The 18,896-nt window shown below is 72.6% G+C and carries 11 protein-coding genes; 4 read left to right on the forward strand and 7 right to left on the reverse strand.

The features are described from left to right. The first annotated feature begins 129 nt into the window (after window positions 1–129). The 3 genes from AC2YHB_RS17185 to AC2YHB_RS17195 all read left to right on the forward strand — a co-directional run bounded on the left by AC2YHB_RS17185 (window position 130) and on the right by AC2YHB_RS17195 (window position 11,068). On the forward strand, window positions 130–5,709 hold the full coding sequence (locus AC2YHB_RS17185; RefSeq protein WP_487354338.1) for a peroxidase family protein: 5,580 nt from the start codon (window positions 130–132) through the stop codon (window positions 5,707–5,709). 118 nt (window positions 5,710–5,827) lie between these two features. After that, window positions 5,828–6,424: a hypothetical protein gene (locus tag AC2YHB_RS17190; protein ID WP_179650461.1), complete on the forward strand. Its 597-nt coding sequence runs from the start codon at window positions 5,828–5,830 to the stop codon at window positions 6,422–6,424. An 18-nt stretch (window positions 6,425–6,442) separates the two neighbouring features. Further along, entirely contained in the window at window positions 6,443–11,068 is a 4,626-nt protein-coding gene (locus tag AC2YHB_RS17195) for a multicopper oxidase domain-containing protein (RefSeq protein ID WP_179650459.1), read from the forward strand. A 172-nt stretch (window positions 11,069–11,240) separates the two neighbouring features. Here the strand turns inward: AC2YHB_RS17195 and AC2YHB_RS17200 are convergent, their stop codons facing one another. Further along, on the reverse strand, window positions 11,241–12,539 hold the full coding sequence (locus AC2YHB_RS17200) for a lytic murein transglycosylase (protein WP_306457129.1): 1,299 nt from the start codon (window positions 12,537–12,539) through the stop codon (window positions 11,241–11,243). Window positions 12,540–12,621: 82 nt separating this feature from the next. Here AC2YHB_RS17200 and AC2YHB_RS17205 point away from each other — a divergent pair, with 82 nt between their 5' ends. Further along, window positions 12,622–13,221 carry a hypothetical protein gene (locus tag AC2YHB_RS17205; RefSeq protein ID WP_179650457.1) on the forward strand — a complete coding sequence of 200 codons (600 nt, stop codon included), beginning with the start codon at window positions 12,622–12,624 and terminating at the stop codon, window positions 13,219–13,221. Here the strand turns inward: AC2YHB_RS17205 and AC2YHB_RS17210 are convergent. The 6 genes from AC2YHB_RS17210 to AC2YHB_RS17235 form a co-directional block, all read right to left on the reverse strand. Then, the gene (locus tag AC2YHB_RS17210; RefSeq protein ID WP_179650455.1) at window positions 13,139–13,630 is read right to left on the reverse strand and encodes a response regulator; all 492 of its coding nucleotides are present in this window, start codon (window positions 13,628–13,630) and stop codon (window positions 13,139–13,141) included. The genes AC2YHB_RS17205 and AC2YHB_RS17210 overlap by 83 nt on opposite strands. A gap of 82 nt (window positions 13,631–13,712) precedes the next feature. Further along, on the reverse strand, window positions 13,713–15,062 hold the full coding sequence (locus AC2YHB_RS17215) for a sensor histidine kinase (RefSeq protein WP_179650453.1): 1,350 nt from the start codon (window positions 15,060–15,062) through the stop codon (window positions 13,713–13,715). Further along, entirely contained in the window at window positions 15,049–15,735 is a 687-nt protein-coding gene (locus AC2YHB_RS17220) for a response regulator (protein ID WP_179650452.1), read from the reverse strand. The genes AC2YHB_RS17215 and AC2YHB_RS17220 overlap by 14 nt, the downstream gene beginning before the upstream one ends. Window positions 15,736–15,796: 61 nt before the next feature. Then, on the reverse strand, window positions 15,797–16,684 hold the full coding sequence (locus AC2YHB_RS17225; protein WP_036541899.1) for an AfsR/SARP family transcriptional regulator: 888 nt from the start codon (window positions 16,682–16,684) through the stop codon (window positions 15,797–15,799). A gap of 167 nt (window positions 16,685–16,851) precedes the next feature. Continuing rightward, window positions 16,852–17,649 (reverse strand): hypothetical protein, encoded by a 798-nt coding sequence (locus AC2YHB_RS17230; RefSeq protein WP_179650451.1) that lies wholly within the window; start codon window positions 17,647–17,649, stop codon window positions 16,852–16,854. Window positions 17,650–17,906: 257 nt separating this feature from the next. Next, window positions 17,907–18,890: an NAD(P)-dependent alcohol dehydrogenase gene (locus tag AC2YHB_RS17235; protein ID WP_179650450.1), complete on the reverse strand. Its 984-nt coding sequence runs from the start codon at window positions 18,888–18,890 to the stop codon at window positions 17,907–17,909. Window positions 18,891–18,896 lie beyond the last annotated feature (6 nt).

Genomic DNA, 18,896 nt, shown 5'->3' on the forward strand with positions numbered 1-18,896 from the left:
GAGGCAGGTACGACCATGCACGCAACGCGCCCTGCACACGCGACACACCCCTCGGCGTCGAGCGCCGGCTCGGGTCGGAGGTCCGTACGACGCCGCCACGCGGCCAGACGGGCCAGGACCCGGCTCCGCGTGCTCCTCCGCATCCGCCGGCGCGAGGTCGCGGGCGCGACCGCCTTCGCGGTGTCGCTGGCGCTCGGACTCCAGATGGTCGCCCCGGCCGTCGAGGCCGACCCCGGCCCCGTGGGCAGCGGCTTCACGGTGACGACGGGCGACCTCGCGTTCATCCTCAAGCAGATCAAGATCGCCGAGCGGCACTCCCTGACCCGCACCCCGGCGCACCCCTGCAGCACGCTGCTCAACCAGCCCGGTGACGGCATCCCCGACTCCGAGCAGGTGCCGGACATCCTGACCACCTACGGCCTGCGCACGGTGGACGGCAGCTGCAACAACCTCAAGACGGGCGAGGAGTACTTCGCCGCCGCCGACCAGCCGTTCCCGCGGTTGACCACCCCCCGGTTCCGCGACGCGGAGAACGTCCCGACCGGCTTCGGCCCGCCGGGGCCGTCGTCGTACGCCCAGAAGAAGGGCAACGTCTTCGACTCCCAGCCGCGCGTGATCAGCAACCTGATCGTCGACCAGACCTCGACGAACCCGGCCGCGATCGCCGCCGCCGGCTACCCGGTGCGCAGCCAGGGCAACCCCGGGCTGTTCCCCTGCACCACGGACCCCGAACCGACGGCGGACCCGCCGGTCGAGGGCGTCCCTGCCGGCTGCGTGCCGAGCCACCACACGCTGTTCATCCCGAACGTGACGACCGACGTGGGCCTCTCGCCGCCGTACAACAGCCTGTTCACGTTCTTCGGGCAGTTCTTCGACCACGGCGTCGACCAGACCGTGAAGAGCGGCGGCAACGTGTTCGTCCCGCTCAAGGCGGACGACCCGCTGCGCGTCCTCGGCCCGGACGGCAAGGCCGGCACGGGTGACGAGGTGCCCGCCTCACAGGCCTTCATGGTGATCACCCGCGCCCAGAACCAGCCCGGTCCCGACGGCGTCCTCGGCGACGACCCGAGCACGCCCGCGGACGAGAGCGCGGACGACATCCAGAACGCCAACAACACCGACACGCCCTGGGTGGACCAGAGCCAGACCTACACCTCGCACGCCTCGCACCAGGTCTTCCTGCGCGCGTACGCCGCGAGCAGCCGGTCCGGCCCCTACGGCGCGGACAACCCGGCCTCGGTCGCGACGGGCAAGTTCCTCGAGGGACTCCCGGCCGGCGAGACCTACGCCGGATCGCCCGACGGCGCCGGCGGGATCGGCACGTGGGCAGCGGTGAAGAAGCAGGCGGCGGAGAAGCTCGGCCTGCGACTCGTCGACATGGACGCGCTCAACGTCCCGATGCTGGCGACCGACCCCTACGGCAAGTTCATCCCCGGTCCGGCACGGGGTCTGCCGCAGTACGTGACCAAGACCGGTCTCGTCGAGGGCAACCTCGACTCGCCGGTGGCGGTCCCCGCGAACGTCCTGCACTTCGACACGCCCTTCCTGACCGACATCGCGCACAACGCGGACCCGAGCCCGCAGGACACCGACCACAACCCGGGCACTCCCCCGGTTCCGCCGGTGCCGGACGCGAACGACACCCCGTCCGCCGACTTCGCGAGCCAACCGGCCGGGACGTACGACGACGAGATGCTCGACGCGCACTTCGCCTGTGGTGACGGCCGGTGCAACGAGAACATCGCACTGTCGACCATCCACCAGGTGTTCCACTCCGAGCACAACAGGCTGGTGGACGAGATCGACCAGATCCTGACGAACGACACGACCCCCAGCGGGGTGGCGGCGCTGGCCAACTGGAAGGCGATCGGCGTCAGCGGCTACGACTACGGCGAGCGGCTCTTCCAGGCGGCCCGCTTCATCACCGAGATGCAGTACCAGCACCTCGTCTTCGAGGAGTTCGCGCGCAAGGTGCAGCCGGCGATCCGGCCGTTCCACGTCTACAGCCCCGACATCAACCCGGCGGTCGAGGCGGAGTTCGCCCACGCGGTCTACCGGTTCGGCCACTCGATGCTCGACGACGACGTCGCCCGGACCAACGGTGACGGCTCGGACAACTCGCTGCCACTGTTGACGGCCTTCCTCAACCCACCCGCCTACTTCGACGGTGGGTCGGCAGGCACGCTCAACGCCAAGCAGGCTGCGGGCAGCATCGTCATGGGCTCCTCCGACCAGGTGGGCAACGAGCTCGACGAGTTCGTCACGGAGACCCTGCGCAACAACCTGCTGGGCCTCCCGCTCGACCTGCCGGCGATCAACATGACGCGTGCCCGTGAGGCCGGCATCCCGCCGCTCAACGACGTGCGTCGGCAGATCTTCGCCGAGACGAACGACGGCCAGCTGGCGCCGTACACGAGCTGGAGCGACTTCGGGCAGCACCTGAAGCACCCCGAGTCGCTGATCAACTTCGTCGCGGCGTACGGCAAGCACCCGAGCATCACCGGCGCGACGACCCTGGTCGCCAAGCGGGACGCTGCCCGGGCGATCGTCAACCCGCAGGGCAGCGACGTCCCGCCGGCCGACGCGTCGGACTTCATGTTCAGCACCGGTGACTGGTCCAGCAACGCCAACGGCGTGACCACCACCGGCCTGGACGACGTCGACCTCTGGGTGGGCGGCCTGGCCGAGATCACCAACCTCTTCGGCGGACTGCTGGGCAGCACGTTCAACTACGTGTTCCAGACCCAGCTGGAGAAGCTGCAGGACGGTGACCGGTTCTACTACCTGGCCCGCACGCCCGGCCTGAACCTGCGCACCCAGCTCGAGGGCAACTCGTTCTCCGAGCTGATCCAGCGCAACACCGACAACACCAACACCCTCAAGGCGGACGCCTTCGCGACGGCCGACTGCAAGTTCCAGCTCGCCCACCTCGCGGGGACTCCCGCCGGGTTCACGCAGTTCGGCTCGACGGTCGCGGACGACCCGTCGACGCCCGACTGCGACGAGTCGCTGCTGCTGCTCCGCAAGCCGGACGGCACCATCCAGTACCGCCAGTTCAACTCGGTCGATCCGTCGGGCATCAACGGCCAGGCGGTCTACCAGGGAACGGACGGGGTCGACCGCGTCTTCGGCGGCAACGACAACGACACCTTCTGGGGCGGCAAGGGCCGTGACGTCATCGAGGGCAACGGCGGCGACGACGTGGCGCTCGGCGGCGAGGGCGACGACATCGTCACCGACCTCTCCGGTGCCGACACGCTGAAGGGTGGTCCCGGCAACGATGCGCTCGACGCGGGCATCGGGGACGACATCATGATGGGTGGCGACGGCAAGGACTTCATGAACGGTGGAGCCAACGACAACGAGGAGTTCGCCGGCCCCGGGGACGACTTCGTCATCCTCGGCCAGGGCGCTGACGCCGTCTTCGGCGACGGTGGCGACGACTGGCTGGAGGGCGGCTCGGGCCAGGACCTGATCCAGGGCGACCACGGAGCACCGTTCTTCGACGACCCCGGCGAGACGGCTCCCGGCAACGAGATCATGATCGGCCAGGTCGGTGAGAACGACTACGACGCCGAGGGCGGCGACGACCTGATGGCCGCGAACGCGGCCGTCGACCGCAACGCCGGTGCCGGCGGCTTCGACTGGGCCTTCCACCAGTACGACACGGTGGGCGCGGACGAGGACATGGCGATCAACAACAATCTGGTCGGCGTCCCGATCCAGGTGGTCGTCAACCGTGACCGGTGGCAGGAGGTCGAGGGCAACTCGGGATCGGCGTTCAACGACGTGCTCAAGGGCACCGACGATGTCCCGCTGGCCCAGGGCGGCGCGGGCTTCAGCGGCTGCGACGCGCTCGACCAGGCCGGTGTGGACCGGATCGTCGGGCTGGACGCCCTGGTGCCCCCGAGCATCAGGACGACGCCGGCGGCGTCCCTCAACGCCGACGCGGCAGCCGGCACCTGCCCGCTCAGCGGCAACGTCTGGGGTGACGGCGAGATCCTCATCGGTGGCGGCGGGAGCGACACGATCACCGGTCGTGGCGCCGACGACATCATCGACGGCGACCGCTCGCTCAACGTCCGGATCGACGTCCACGCCAACGTGGACGGCACCGGACCGGTCATCGGCAGCACCGACCTGATGGAGCACCCGTACCTCACGGGCAGCAACCACACGCTCCAGCAGGACGTGTTCGCCGGAGTCGTGGACCCGGGCCAGCTCGTGGCGGTCCGCTTCCTGATCCCGGCTCCTGCCGGGGACCACGACGCGGCCAGCTCGGGCGCCAACCCGGCCCCGGCCGTCGACACGGCGGTGTACCGCGGCCCGAGGTCGAGCTACACCATCACCTCGGAGGGCGACCACGTGATCGTGGAGCAGACCGGAGCGCGGGGTGCCGCGCAGAAGGTCCTCGACGGGAAGGACACGCTGCGCAACATCGAGCGCCTGCAGTTCACCAATGACGACGGCACCACGGAGATCGTGGTCCTGGCGGCACCCGACGCACCCACGATCGGGACCGCCACGGCCGGGCCTTCCTCCGCCGACGTCACCTGGACCGCTGCAGCCTCGGGCCAGCCGACCAGCTCGTTCGAGATCCAGGTGCTCAGCGGCGGCGTCCAGCAGGGAGCCCTGCGGACCGCGCCGTCGACCGACAGCAGCATCCACGTCACCGGCCTGACCAATGGCACCACCTACACCTTCCGGGTGCGGGCGGTGGGCGCCTTCGGCACCAGCCCCTTCTCGGCGGAGTCCAACGGGGTCACCCCCGCGAACACCGCTCCGGGGGCTCCGACGATCGGTACGGCGACCGCGGGGGTCGGCTCGGCCAGCGTCACCTGGTCCGGCCCGGCCGACGACGGAGGCTCGCCGGTCACCGGGTTCCGCGTGCAGGCGATCGACGCCGGCAACAACGTGGTCGGGACCACCACCGTGAACAACCCGAGCGCCACCAGCGCGACGGTCACGGGCCTGACCCCGGGCACCTCGGTCCGGCTGCGGGTGGCGGCCATCAACGCGGTCGGCACGGGCGCCAACAGCGCTCCGTCCAACGCGGTGACGGTCCTGGCCGACACGACGGCACCGACCGTCACGGCACGCACCCCGGGAGCGGGCGCCACGAACGTCCCGATCGGGACGACCGTGACGGCCACGTTCAGTGAGCCGGTCCAGGGTGTCAACGGCACCACGGTCCGACTGCGGAACACCGTGACCGGCGTCAACGTCCCGGCAACGGTGAACCTGGCAGGCAACACCGTGACCCTGACACCGAATGCCGCGCTGGCCAACAACACCCGGTACACGGTCACCCTGACCGGCGGTGCCACGGCGATCCGGGACCTGGCGGGCAACCCGCTGGCGACCACGTCGTGGAACTTCCGGACCGTCCCCGACCTGATCGCCCCGACCGTCTCCACGAGGTCGCCGGCGGCGGGAGCGACCGGGGTCGCCCTGGGCGCCAACACCGTGGTGACCTTCAGCGAGCCGGTGCTCAACGTGACACCCGTGACGTTCACCCTCACCAACACCGCGACCAACACCCGCGTGGCAGCGGTCGTGACGGTGAGCGCGGACGGCCGGACCGCCACGCTGAACCCGGTGCTGAACCTCCTGCCCGGCAGGACCTACCGGGTCAACCTGACCAACGCCATCCGTGACCTCGCGGGCAACCGCCTGGCCCCGGTGGCCTGGACCTTCAGGACGCAGTAGGAGGAACCGACCACCCCTTGGAGCGGATGCCCGTGGCCGACGGCCACGGGCATCCGTGCGCTCCCTGACGGGGCCGTCCTCCAAGATCCGTGCAAGGGCGGCGGAGAACGATCGGAGCATGCACACGACCGTGCGGCGACCCGCACCCGTCGGCGAGACGACCAGGTGGACCCTGCTGCTCGTGGTGCTGCTCTGCGCGGCCACCGTGTACGGCGGCCAGCGGGCCCTGTCGCTCCTGGACCCTGCCCACCACGCCGCGTCCCCGCACGGCCACGAGGCGCCACCCACGCTGAAGCTGGGCGACGCCCGGGTCGAGGTGGTCGCCGCGGAGGAGGTGGTCGGCGTCGCCGGCACCGACCTCATGGGCGGCATGGGCCACGACATCTCGGGCTGGGTCACCGCGGACCAGATGATGGTCCAGGTGTGGCTGCGGGTCTCGGCGGGCGACCGTGCCGCCGCCTACGACCCGTCGCAGCTGCGGGCGTTCGCCGCCGGCTCGACGAAGCCGATCGTGCCGGCGAGCGGCTCGCTCGGCACCGGCACGCTCACCCCCCACGCGATGGTCGAGGGCTCGGTGAGCTTCGTCGTACCGCGCACCGACGCCCGGCTGTCCCTCGGCACCGCCACCTCGGACCACTCGGTCGCCATCCCCGCCGTCCCGGGCTCCTCGGGACGCACCGCGCCCACTCCGGGCGACGACGAGCACCACCACTGACGCACCAGGAGGCCAGCCATGTCCCGTCAGTCAGCTCCCCGCACCACCGTCACCCGCACCGGTGCCACGATCGCCGCCGACCTGCTGGCCGGCCTGCTCTGCTGCGTGACCGGCTCGGCCTGGCTCGCGCTCCTCGAGCCGGCGAGACATGTCGAGCACGGCGCCGGCCCGGGCGGGTTCCTGCTCCAGCTCGGCGCGATGGTCGGCTTCGCGCTGGTGCCGACCGTGACCGCGGTCGTGGTGCTGCTCGCGGCGACGCGGGCCCGTGGCGGCCGCACCGAGCTCCTCCTGACCGCGCCGGCCGCGGCTCTGGCCGTCGCGGCCGGCGCCCAGCTGCACGCGTCCTCGGCCGGCGGCGACGTCGGTCCGGCGACGCTCCTGGCGGACGCCGCAACGGGGTTGGTGGTGCTGCTGCCGCTCCTCGCCCTCGTCCAGCAGGTACGACGGGCAGCCGGGGCGCTCTCGCCCCGGCGGGTCCGGGCCGGACTGGCCCTGGCCACCGGTGCCGTCACCCTGCTGACGACCTGCGCCCTCACCAGCGTGGCACCGGCAGCGAGCGCCGCCCCGGACTGCCTCGCCGGCGGGCCCACGGACACCTCCTTCGACGTCACCGCCATCGACGTCGACATCCCGGTCAACCGGTTCGGCGACCACGACCCCGACGGCGTGATGTACGCCCTGACGGACGCGATCCCCGCGATCCGGCAGCAGGAGCAGAGCCAGCAGGTCTCCATCGGGCTGCGCGACGACCCGATCCAGCCGCTGGTGATCCGGGCCAACGAGGGCGACTGCGTGGCGATCACCTTCACCAACCACGCCTCGCGCGGAGCGGTCGGCATGCACATCGACGGGCTGAAGTTCGCGGTGAGCTCCTCGGGCGACCAGGTCGGCGGCAACCCGTCGTCCGCGGCGGACCCCGGTGACACGGTGACCTACCGGTTCGCCGTGCCGGACGACCGTCGCGCAGAGGGCGGCCACCACATCCACCCCGGCCCGGGCATGCGCGCGGCGGTCGACCACGGCCTGTTCGGGTCGCTGGTGGTCGAGCCGCCCGGCTCGACGTACTGGAACACCAGCGTCGCGGGGCAACGCCTGGCCTCGGGGTGGGAGGCGATCATCAAGCCCGGCGGGGTGGACGTCCCGTGCCAGATGGACAGTCCCCAGCCGACCTGCGCCTTCCGCGAGGCGGCGATCCTGCACCACGAGATCGGCAACGACAACGAGCAGCTGACGGCGAAGGACGGCACCCCCGTGCCCCTCGTCGACAGGACGACCGGCTCCTACCGGCCGGGCAGCTTCGCGTTCAACTACCGCAGCGAGTCCTTCCGCAACCGGCTGCTGGCCTTCCCCCGGGAGAAGAGCCACGCCTACAGCTCCTACACCTTCGGCGAGCCGTCGACGCCGATGATGCGCGGCTACCTGGCCGACCCGACCAAGATCCGGCTGATGCACGCCGGGGCGGAGAAGTTCCACATCTTCCACCTGCACGGCGGCGGTGACCGCTGGCGCTTCAACCCGGTCTCCGACCCGTCGTACTACTACGCGGACACGGGCCTGCGGAAGGATCCCGCCACCGCCCTGTCGCCGTCGCAGCGGCTCGACTCGCAGTCGGTCGGCCCCGGCGAGTCCTACAACCTCGAGCTCGAGGGCGGCGCCGGCGGCGTGCAGCAGTCCGCCGGCGACTTCCTCTACCACTGCCACATCGCCAAGCACTACGTCTCGGGCATGTGGGCGCTGTGGCGGGTCTTCGACACCCTGCAGCCCGACCTCGTTCCCCTCGGCGACCGCCCGGCGCCGCCGACGGCCGTCGACTCCTCCGGCCTGATCGGACGCACGTTCGGCGGCACGAAGATCACCAGGAACAACCTCGACGCGTGGATCCGGCCGCAGCTGCCCCCGTCGGGCATCCCGGCGGACAACCAGGACGCGACCGTCATGGACTGGAAGGTCGCCGGTACCTCGGCCGCCCCGGTCTACCTCGGGGCACCGGCCGACCCGACCGACTTCGTCGAGTCGCCGAAGGTCGTCCCTGGCCAGCCCAACCTGCTCCTCGTCGACCAGGGCCACGTGGTCGGCGGGCGGCCGACGATCCTGTTCAACCCGCTGAACGGCCGGCCGGCGTACCCCCTGCTGCGCACGCACATCGGGGGCAGACCACCGTTCACGGGCAACGGGCACACGGGTGCGCCGTACCTCGGCGGCAACGCCGACGCCGCCCCCGCCGGCGCTCTGGGGACCGATCCGTGGGCCCGCAGGAAGGACGGCCTGTGCCCGGCCGGGCGGACCACCCGCACCTACAACGTGGTCGCCGTGGCCAAGCCGATCCGGCGCACGCCGACGGAGGTCGACCCGGACGGCAAGGTGTTCGTCCTGGCCAAGGACAAGAAGGCGCTGCTGGCCTCACCTGACGGCGGTGAGCCCCTGGCGATCCGCGCGAACCAGGGCGACTGCGTCGCGCTCACCCTCAACAGCGAGGTGCCCGACGCCGCGACCTTCGACGGCTTCTCCAAGGTCTCGATGCACATCCACCACGTGCAGTTCGACATCCAGGGCTCCGACGGCGTCAGCGCCGGCTTCGCCTACGAGCACAGCGTGCGGCCCTACACGCAGGTCGAGCCGACGCTGGCCCGCAACGTCCTCAAGGGCGCGACCAGCATCCCGCTCACCTCGGTCGCAGGGCTGTCCGGCGTCGACGCCAACGGCAAGGCGGCGACGAAGTGGATCGCGATCGGTCAGGGCACGGAGGGCATCGAGATCAGGCAGGTCCGCTCGGTCAACACGAGCACGCGGACCGTCAGCCTGACCACCGGCCTGGCCTCCGCGCACGCCGCCGGCGAGTACGCCGGCACGGAGTTCCTGCAGAGCAGGTGGTACCCCGACGCCCTGGTCGACAACGTCTTCTGGCACGACCACGTCGACGGCATCCACGGCTGGGGCCACGGCCTCGTCGGCCAGATCATCGTCGAGCCGAAGGGCTCGACCTGGACCGACCCGGTCACCGGGAAGCCCGTCGACTCCGGCACGCTCGTCGACATCCACACGACGAACCCGCTGGCCCCCGGCCTGGTCGACGGCAGCTTCCGCGAGCTCGCGCTGTGGACCATCAACGACAACGACCAGAGCGCCTTCTCGACGCTGAACCTTCGCGCCAACCCGCTGGCCGACCGGCCCGATAAGGCCCACCAGTTCAGCTCCTGGACGTACGGCGACCCGCTCACCCCGTTGCCGAGGCTGTACCCCGACGACCCACTCGTCGTCCGCACGATCAGCGTCTCCCCCACCCTGGACACGCTCCACTTCCTGGGCGCACGGACGCTGCTCGAGCCACGGCAGAGCGCCGACGGGCAGCCGAACGGGACCCTCATCGATGCGATCCACGGCGGGATCAGCGAGCGGTTCACGCTGGTCCTCAACGGGAAGCCGGACGCGATGCGGCTGCGGGCCGGCGACTACCTCTACGCCAACGGCATGGAGGCCCGCACCCAGCAGGGTGCCTGGGGCATCGTCCGGGTCCTGCCCGGGCTGGTCCCGGGGCTCCAGCCGCTGCCCGGCGTGACGAGCCCGACGGCGTCGTACACGGAGCCGACGAGCACGGGCGGCGCGCCACCCGACGCGCCACCGGGCAACCCGTGTCCCGCGGGCGCACCGGCCCGGTCCTTCGACCTGACCGCCGTCGACCGGTCCAACGTCTACAACGGGTCGCGGACGGCGTACGTCCCGACCGTCGACGTCAACGCGATCATCCAGCGCACCAAGCAGCCCGAGCCGCTGGTCATGCACGTCGTCGCGGGCGAGTGCGTCACGGTCACGCTGCGCAACCGGCTGCTGACGCCGGTCGGCTTCGGCATGGGCAAGCTCGACCGCGAGGCCGGGTCGGGCGGCGTGGACGTCGGGTTCGCGCCCGAGCAGGACGTCGCCCCCGGTGGCACCCGCACCTACCGCTACTACGTGCCCACCGACCGGATCGGGAGCGCCGCGATCGGCGACCTCGCCAACGCGACCAGCCTCAAGAACGGCCTGTACGGCGCCGTGGTGGTCGCACCCGCGTCCACGGTCGCCGGCCAGCCGACGATCTTCCGCGACCCGGTGACGGGCGCGCTGAAGGACCTGGGCAGCCAGGTGCTGGTCCGGGCTCCGGGCCAGGCGCACCCGAACTACCGCGACTTCACGGTGACCCTGGCCGACGACGACATCGCGATCGGGCGCGACCAGATGCCGTACCCGACGGACGCCGATGCCGGACGGACGCTCCTGGGCTACCGGGCCGCGCCCGCGGGCGACGGACCCGGTGCCTTCGCCGGCGCCGGCGACGTCCCGACGCTGACCGCCTATGCGGGCGAGCCGACGACGGTGCACGTCCTCCTGGCGCCCGGCAGCGAGAACAGCCACGTCTTCACCCTGGGCGGCCTGTACTGGCCGCAGGACCGGACCATCCGGTACTCCAACTGGATGTCCGCCCAGGGGCTCGGTGCGTGGGAGACCTTCGACCTCGACGTGGTCGGGGGCGCAGGTGGTGGCGAACCCGGCGACTACGTGTACGGCGACGCCCGGCGACCGTTCACCGCAGTTGGTGCCTGGGGTGTGCAGCACGTCCTACCTGCGGACAGCTGCTCGGTCCGGCGGGTCGACGCCACCACCTGTTGACGAGGGGGCGGCCCGTCGTCTGAGGACGGGCCGCCCACGCCGGTGGTGGCTACCTCTCTCCCCCCCCCCACCACCGGCACCTCGACCGGGCAGGACGGCAGGACGTGAGGCATGACAGGCCGCGGGCACAGACAGGCCCGGGGGGCGGACGGACCGGTTGGGGGCCGGTCCGTCAGCTCGCGTCCGGAGCCGAGCCGGGCACCGGGTCGTCGGCCGGCTCGCCGGCTGGTCCGTCGGCCGGTTCCTCGGTGACCTCCTCCGCCGGCTCCTCGGCTGGCTCCTCGACGGGCTCCCCCGCCGGGAGGCAGGACGAGGGCTCCGGGGTGGCCTCACCGCCGGGCTCGTCCACGGGCCCTTCAGCGGGCTCCTCGGCGGGCTCCTCGGCGGGCTGTCCCGCAGGCACCGCACCGGGCTCGGCCGTCGGGGGCTCGGCGGCCGGGACCGGGCATGCGCCGGGTGCGTCGACCGGGTTCTCGGTGGTCGGCTCGACGTCCCACGGGACGTCGCCGGGCGCGTCCGCCGGGTGTGCCGGGGCGGCGGCGGGCGACGAGGCGTCGGCCAGCACGTGCACGACGGCATGGGCGGCGTGCCGCACTGCCGGGTTCCGCGTCGCGGGGTGCCGGGTCCGTGCAGGGGTCGCGGCGGGCAGGGGGAACCCGACCGGCACCGGAGGCAGCGGGGTGACGACGAGGGTCGAGCCGAGCTGGGCGTCGATGTTCGCCTGCCAGCTCAGGACCAGGTGCACGTAGGACCGGGCGTTGCCGTACTCCAGGAGCGCGGCCGCCAGCTGGCCTCGGTCGGCGAGGTCGCGCTCGTGCCTGCACAGGTACGCCGCGGCGGTGGCCGCGGCGTCCTCGATGTCCTGGGGGTCGAGCCGGCCGTCCCCGTCACCGTCACGCCCGTGGCGGGCCCACGTGCCGGGCAGGAACTGCATCGGTCCGACCGCGCGGTCCCACCGCGAGTTCCCGTCGAGGTCTCCGTGGTCGGTGTCCGCGACGGCGGCATAGCCGTGCCCGTCCAGCACGGGGCCGAGGACGGCGGGCACCACGCGATGCGCCGCGTCCAGGGTGCGACCGGACAGCGAGCCCGACTCGACCTGGCCGATCGCTGCGAGGAGCGAGAGCGGCAGGTGGCAGTCGGTGGGCGCACCCTCGACCGCGCCGGCGTACGCGCGCCACAGCAGGACCATGGTGCGGTCGCCGCGGGCAGGGCTCCCGTCGACGACGAACGGCGCGTCGTACCCGGGTCCTCCGGAGACCGCGCGGACCGTGGAGGCCGGCACCGCGGTCGCCGGGGCGCGGTCGGGCACCGACCGCGGCGCGCCGGCCGGGGCCGCGCACACGACGCAGACCGCGCTGGCCGCGGTTCCGGCGAAGGCCGGCCAGAACAGGCCCGCCACCACCCGCTGCGGGCCGAGGCGCCGCGGGGCGAACGAGGTCCGGGAACGGCGGTGTCGATGCATCCGGCTCATGTGCCCAGCGTCGCGGCGCGACCTTGTGGAGACCTTGGGACCGCCCCAGCAATTCACAAGGTCCGCGCGCCATCGTGGGGACATGGCCAGAGTGCTGTCCCCTGTCCGCGCGGCCGGCCGTGCGTCGTACGTCGCCGATGTCCAGCTCGTCGCACGCGCGGTCGTCGCGAGCAGCCTGACCGGGAGCGCGATCATCCACGGGACCGTCGCGGGCGAGCACTTCGGCGAATGGGTGCCGGCGGGCTTCTTCTTCCTCGGCATCCAGCTCGCCGAGCTGGTGCTGGCCCTGCTCGCCGTCTACGCGTGGAGCAGCCGAGCGGCGGTCCTGGTGGTCGCGACCGGCCTGCTCACCGTCGCCGTGTGGTTGCTGTCGCGCACCCTCGGCACACCCATCGGGCCCGACGACTTCCGGGTGCCCGAGCCGGTCGGGGTCCCCGACACGGCGTGTGGACTGCTCGAGCTGATGTCCGTCGCCGCGGCGGCCGTCGCCCTCCGCCTCACGGGGGGCGAGCGGGTCCAGCCACGCCGGTGGTCGGAGGTCGGCCCCAGCCGGCGCGGCCTGGCGGTCGCGACGACCGCGGTGTGGGCGGCCGTCGTCCTCACGGCCTGGGGAGCTGCTCCCGCGGTGCTCGGCGCCGAAGGCCATGCCCACGGCGGGTCGACCGCCGGGTCCGGTCCCTGAGCTCGCCCGCCAGTGCGCCGGCCGCCTCCGGGCTCAACCACACCTCACCGCGGTGCACGGCCCGGACCGCCTCGACCAGCTGGCCGACGTCCGCGTCCTTGAACACGTAGCCGGTCGCACCGGCCGCGAACGCCGCCCGGATCAGCTCCGGGTCGGTGTGGCCGGTGAGGATCAGCGCCCGGACCGCATGGTCGGCGGCCACGATCTCGGCCGCGGCCGCGAGGCCGCCCGCCCCGGGCATCGTGAGGTCGAGCAGCACGACGTCCGGAGACTGCTCCTGGGCCTGGGCGACCGCGTCCTCCCCGGTCGCTGCGACGCCGCAGACGGAGATGTCCGGTTGCTCGCTCAGCACCGCCGTGATGCCGAGCCGGACGAGGTCGTGGTCGTCCGCGAGCACTACCCGGATCATGTCGTCCTCCCGCCCGAGCCTCCCGTTGGCCGCTCTGCGTCCAGTCTCGGTGGCGCAGCCTGCGTATTCCTTGGAGCCGCGGTCAGCGCTGCTCCTGCACGGGAAACGAACCGCGCAGCAGGGTCCCGCCGTCGACGGCCGGCCCGATCGTGAGCTCGCCGCCGTGGTCCGCGACCGCGTCGATCAGCAGGCGCAGCCCCAGGTGCCCGGACCGGGGGTCCGTGACCGTGACCGCGGCCGGCGCCGGGCCGTCGTCGCGCACCGCGACCTCGACCGTCGTGCCCGACGCCCACACGTCGACGCTGGCCCGGGTCGCGGCCGCGTGCTTGACGACGTTGAGCAGGCCCTCGCGCACGATCCGGTAGGCGAGCCGGTTGCTCGTCTCGTCCAGCGGCCGGTCGGTGTGGACCGCCACCGTCACCTCGAGGCCCGACCGCTCGGCCGTGGCGGCGAGCTCCTCGATCGCGGTCGCCAGCTCGCCCCTGCCCAGGGAGGGCGGGTAGATGTCGACGAGGAGGGTACGGAGCGCGACCAGGTCGCGTCGGACCAGGTCGGTGGCGTGGTCGATGATCTCGCGCGCGTCCGCCAGGCCCGGCTCGTGCTCGAGCCGCGATGCGGCGGAGGGCAGGGCGTAGCCGACGCCGGCGAGGTCCTGGATCACGCCGTCGTGGAGCAGCTGGGCGATCCGGGCGCGTTCGAGGTCCACCGCGACCAGGGCGTGCTTGAGGACGCGGTTGCGCTCACGCACGTGCTGGCTGGTGTTGCGCGCGAGGTTGAACGCGAGGGGCAGCAGCAGGAGCAGCAGCAGGCCCATCGACCCCAGCGACAGCGGTGCCAGGGTCCAGAACACCCGGCGCTCGTCGCTGTGGATCCGGTCGGCCGACCAGTAGGTCTCGAAGATCATCGGCCTCCCGTCGGCGTCCCGCGTGCCGACGTACACCTCGAGGAGCTGTCCGGTGTCCGGGTCGAGCTCGTTCTCCAGCTCGTTCTCCGGCTCGTCGAGGCTGGAGAGCTCCGCGTGCGCGAACGAGGTCCCGGCCTGCCGGCGGACCGACTCCTCGAGCTCGTAGGTGTGGCCGATCAAGCCGGTCTCGTCGGACCACAGCACCGTGCCGTCGGTGGCCCACAGCTTCATGTGCACGATCGCTCCGGCGGTGAGCCGGTTCTGCATCACCCGGTCGAAGTCGGCGATCGCCTCCGGGTCGCCGTCACGGACCCCCATGGTGACCAGCGGCGCCGCGACACCGTTGGTGAACGCCTCCCCGCGCGCCTGGGCGTCACGGATGGCGATCCGCTCGGACATGGTCTGCGCCACCAGCAGGGTGGCGACGCTGACAGCGGTGGCCGACAGCAGCGCACAGAGCACGAACTCGACGAGCGCTCGCCGCCCGAGACCACCGACGGGTGCCTGTCTCCGCTCACGGCGCGACATCACCGACGCCGACGAGGCCCGTTCGCAGGGCGAACACGACCGCTTCGAGCTGGGAGTGCGCACCCAGCTTGGTCAACAGGGTCTTCACGTAGCCACGGCAGGTGTTGACGGAGATGCCCAGCTCGCGGGCGATGACCGAGGCATCCAGGCCGGCCGCCAGGAACTGCAGGACGGCGTGCTCGCGCTCCGTCAGCGGCGGGTGCAGCGGCTGGGCGTCGCGCGACTGTGCGACGAGGCTGCGCAGCAGCTGCGGCTGGACGACGAAGGTGCCCGCACGCGCCCGGCGTACGGCGCTGAGGATCTCCTCCAGGTCACCGTCCTTCGGGTGCAGGGCGCAGGCGCCCGCCTCCGCCGCCCGGCGCATCAGGGCGGTGTCGATGAAGCCGCTGAGCACGGCCACGCGCAGGCCGGGGTTGGTGGCGACCAGCTCGGCCGTCGCGGCGACCCCGTCGCCGTCCTGGAGGCGGGCGTCCATCAGCACGAGGTCGGGCCGGAGCGCCGTCACCATGCTGAGCGCGGTCGCGACGTCGTTGGCGATCCCGACGCACTCCATGTCGGGCTGGTCGCCCAGCGTGATCGCCAGCAGCTGGGCGAACATCCGGTGGTCGTCGACGACCACGATCCGCATCTTCTCGACCGGTCCCGCCGGCCGGACCTCCGTCTGGACCGTCACGACCGCACCGCCTTCGCGTCCCGGTCCTGCCCGTCGCCCGGCAGGCTCCCGTCGCGCGCGCTCACGGCTGGGTCGCGATCACTCGAACCGCGGCCGCGGACAACGCCGAGTCGAGCGCGGGCAGGACCGCGCCCGGGGTCGCGGCGAGCGACTGGCGCAGCAGGACCAGCAGGGTCTGCAGCTCGCGACCGGCGAGCCGCCGCCGATCACCCTGGTCCGACGAGTCCTGGAGCACCGCGAGATAGAGGTCGCGACTCTCCGGTCCCGGCTCGTCGCCGAGCTCCTCGAGCATCAGGGCGCGCAGGTCGGCGTACGCGCGCAACGCCTCGCCGTGCCGGCCCGCCAGCCAGTACGACCGGACCAGCTGCTGCCACGCGACCTCGCAGAGCCGGTCGAGGCGCACCGCCTCGCGCGCCAGGACGCTCGCGCAGTCGAAGCGCCGGGTCGCGTTGGCCAGTCCCGCCGTGCGCACGTACGCCGTCACCGCTTCGCGCGCGAACACCTCCCGCATCCGTTCCGCCCAGCCCGCGTAGGGCTCGCTCTCGAGCAGGTCGCCCGTCGTGAGCCGGACCGCAGCGAGCGCCCGGTCCACCGCGATGTCGGCCGGCCCCATCGACGCCTCGATGTGCTCGCGGACCTCGGTGAGGTCCACCCGCAGCGAGGGCCCCGCGAGCTGGTAGCCGCCCGCCGCCGTGGCCAGCACGGAGCCTCGCCCGCTGCGGACCCCGAGGCAGTGGCGCAGGTTGCAGATGTAGCTCTCGAGGGTGCCGAGGTGGGACGCCGGCGGATCGCCGTTCCAGACGAGGTCGGAGAGTCTCTCCTTGGCCACCGGGGCTCCGGCGGCGCTGGCCAGGATCTCGAGGATCTGCCGCGGCCGGCCCCGCAGGGCCCCCGTCGGCTCACCATCGACCTCGACGGATGTCGGACCGAACAGCCTGACGCGGATCATCCCGGTGCCCCCCTTGGCTTCCGCCCGAGATGACGCTGGTGCTGTCCCGATTGTTACTCCGGGCCACGGCCGAAGTGAACCCTCGAATGCGGTATCGCGCGCCCCCCAAAATTGAGTAGTCCACGAGGAGCGGACACCGGGGTGGACGGGACCGACAATGCCGCGCGTCAGTACGGCTGGCCCAGCGCGGCGGAGCCCGCACGGCGTGCCTCTGCCATCGAGACCCGTGTGACCGACAGGAGTTCCTCGCGACCACCGGCCTCCTTGTCCACCGTCAGGACGAGCCCCACCCCGGAGGCGTAGTACTTGTGCTCGAGGACGTCGGGCTCGAGCGGCGTGGTGTCGGCGGTCTGGAGGAGGTCGTCGTACTTCCCCGCCGGGACCTGCACCGCCTGCCCGACCGCGATCACCTCGCCGTGGTCCTCGGCCTCGCCCTCGTAGTACTCCTGCCGGTAGTCCATGCCGACCGCAGGCGCCGCCGGCATGATGATGCCGGCCTCCGCGCCGTCGACGCCGGCCTCGAAGGAGCCCTCGCGGCTGCTGACCTCGCCGTCCTCGAACTCCGCGGTGTCCTCACCGAGGTACCAGACGGTGCCGTCCTCGTCCTGCGCGTACCAGTCGAGGGTGTCCTCGACGACCTCACCCGCGAGGCTCACCGTGTCGCGGACGACCCGTGCCGTGACGCCGTTGGCGATCCGGCGGGTGATCGTCGTCGCGGTGACGACCACCTGCTGCTGCTCGCCCTCCTCGGTCGTCTCGCGGTAGGTCCACCGGGTGCCCGGTGCCAACGGGTACCAGCGATTGGTCACGTCGGCGGTGAAGGTCGACGGGTCGAGCGTGCTGGCCTCGTCCGAGCGCGGCAGGTCGGGCGGTGGCGTCGCGCCCGGCCGGGACGGCTCGTCCGACCCGCAGCCGACGAGCAGCGCGAGGAGGCTCCCGACGCAGATCGCCGCGATGGTGCGCACCTCGATCACCCCGATCCGGTCGCGCGCCGGCTGCAGGGCGCCGGCGCAGGGCGCCCGACCAACGCTACGCCCGCACAACGCGCACAGCCACCCTGACCGGGGCTTACCCGGCGGGTGGCTGTGCGGTGCTGCTCACTGGTCCGCCAGCCGCCTCTCGGCGGACGGCCGCTCGTGGCGGCGAAAGGTGAGGCCCGGGGGCTTGGGTCGAACCAGCTGACGGGCACAACGGGTGCACCCGGGCCGGTATTCCCGTCCGCTCAGACCGTGACGACGACCTTGCCGCGCGCGTGCTCGACCTCCAGGTGCCGGATCGCCGCGGCGGCGTCGGCGAGGGGGAAGGTCCGCTCGATGACGGGACGCAGCTCGCCCGCCGCCGCCATCACCGCGAGCTCGCCCAGCCGCGCGGCGTCCGGCTTAGCGAGCGGGATCTGCACGCGCAGCCCGAGCAGCCGGCCGAAGAGGCCGCCCTTCGCCATCAGCCCGACCGGGCCGAGGATGCGGCCCTCACCGGGATTGCCGCCGCCGGAGAGCACGAGGGTGCCGCCCTTCGCCACGACCCGGCGCAGGTCGCGCAACCGCCGGTTGCCGACGAGATCGACCACCACGTCGTACGACGCCCCGGTGCGGGTGAAGTCCTGCTCGGTGTAGTCGACGACCGCACTCGCGCCGAGCGAGGTCACCAGCTCGACGTTGCGGGTGCTGCAGACGCCGGTGACGGTGGCGCCCGACGCCACCGCGAGCTGGACGGCGAACGTGCCCACCCCGCCCGAGGCCCCGACCACGAGCACCCGCTGGCCGGCCCGGACGGCGCCGGCCGTCAGGCACAGGTCGGCGGTGACCGCGGCGAGCGGGAGCGCCGCGGCCTCCTCGACGCTCAGGCCCGCCGGTCTGCGCGCCAGGCTCGCGGCGGGAACGGCGGCGTACTCGGCCAGGGTCGCCTCGTCCTCCCCCAGCACCTCGTCACCGACCTTCCAGCCCACCACGCCGGGGCCGACGGCCTCGATCGTGCCTGCGAGGTCACGCCCGCGGATCGGTTGGCGCGGTCCCCGGCGCCCGAAGATCGTGCGGTCCATCAGCCGCGCGACCCGCGGCTCCCCGCGCATGATGTGCCAGTCGGCCGCGTTGACCGATGCCGCGGCGATCCGCACGAGCACTTCGTCCTCACCGGGCACCGGGTCCGCCACGTCCTCGAGCCGGAGCACGTCGGACGTGCCGTAGATGTCCTGCACCAGCGCCTTCATGGCGGC

This window comes from Nocardioides sp. SRI_004, assembly GCF_057586415.1.

Bases quoted from the DNA above. Each gene is read 5' to 3' on its own strand.
- AC2YHB_RS17195 (WP_179650459.1), top strand. From the start codon at position 6,443: ATGTCCCGTCAGTCAGCTCCCCGCACCACCGTCACCCGCACCGGTGCC.
- AC2YHB_RS17200 (WP_306457129.1), bottom strand. From the start codon at position 12,539: ATGAGCCGGATGCATCGACACCGCCGTTCCCGGACCTCGTTCGCCCCG.
- AC2YHB_RS17190 (WP_179650461.1), top strand. From the start codon at position 5,828: ATGCACACGACCGTGCGGCGACCCGCACCCGTCGGCGAGACGACCAGG.
- AC2YHB_RS17210 (WP_179650455.1), bottom strand. From the start codon at position 13,630: ATGATCCGGGTAGTGCTCGCGGACGACCACGACCTCGTCCGGCTCGGC.
- AC2YHB_RS17225 (WP_036541899.1), bottom strand. From the start codon at position 16,684: ATGATCCGCGTCAGGCTGTTCGGTCCGACATCCGTCGAGGTCGATGGT.
- AC2YHB_RS17235 (WP_179650450.1), bottom strand. From the start codon at position 18,890: ATGAAGGCGCTGGTGCAGGACATCTACGGCACGTCCGACGTGCTCCGG.
- AC2YHB_RS17215 (WP_179650453.1), bottom strand. From the start codon at position 15,062: ATGTCGCGCCGTGAGCGGAGACAGGCACCCGTCGGTGGTCTCGGGCGG.
- AC2YHB_RS17205 (WP_179650457.1), top strand. From the start codon at position 12,622: ATGGCCAGAGTGCTGTCCCCTGTCCGCGCGGCCGGCCGTGCGTCGTAC.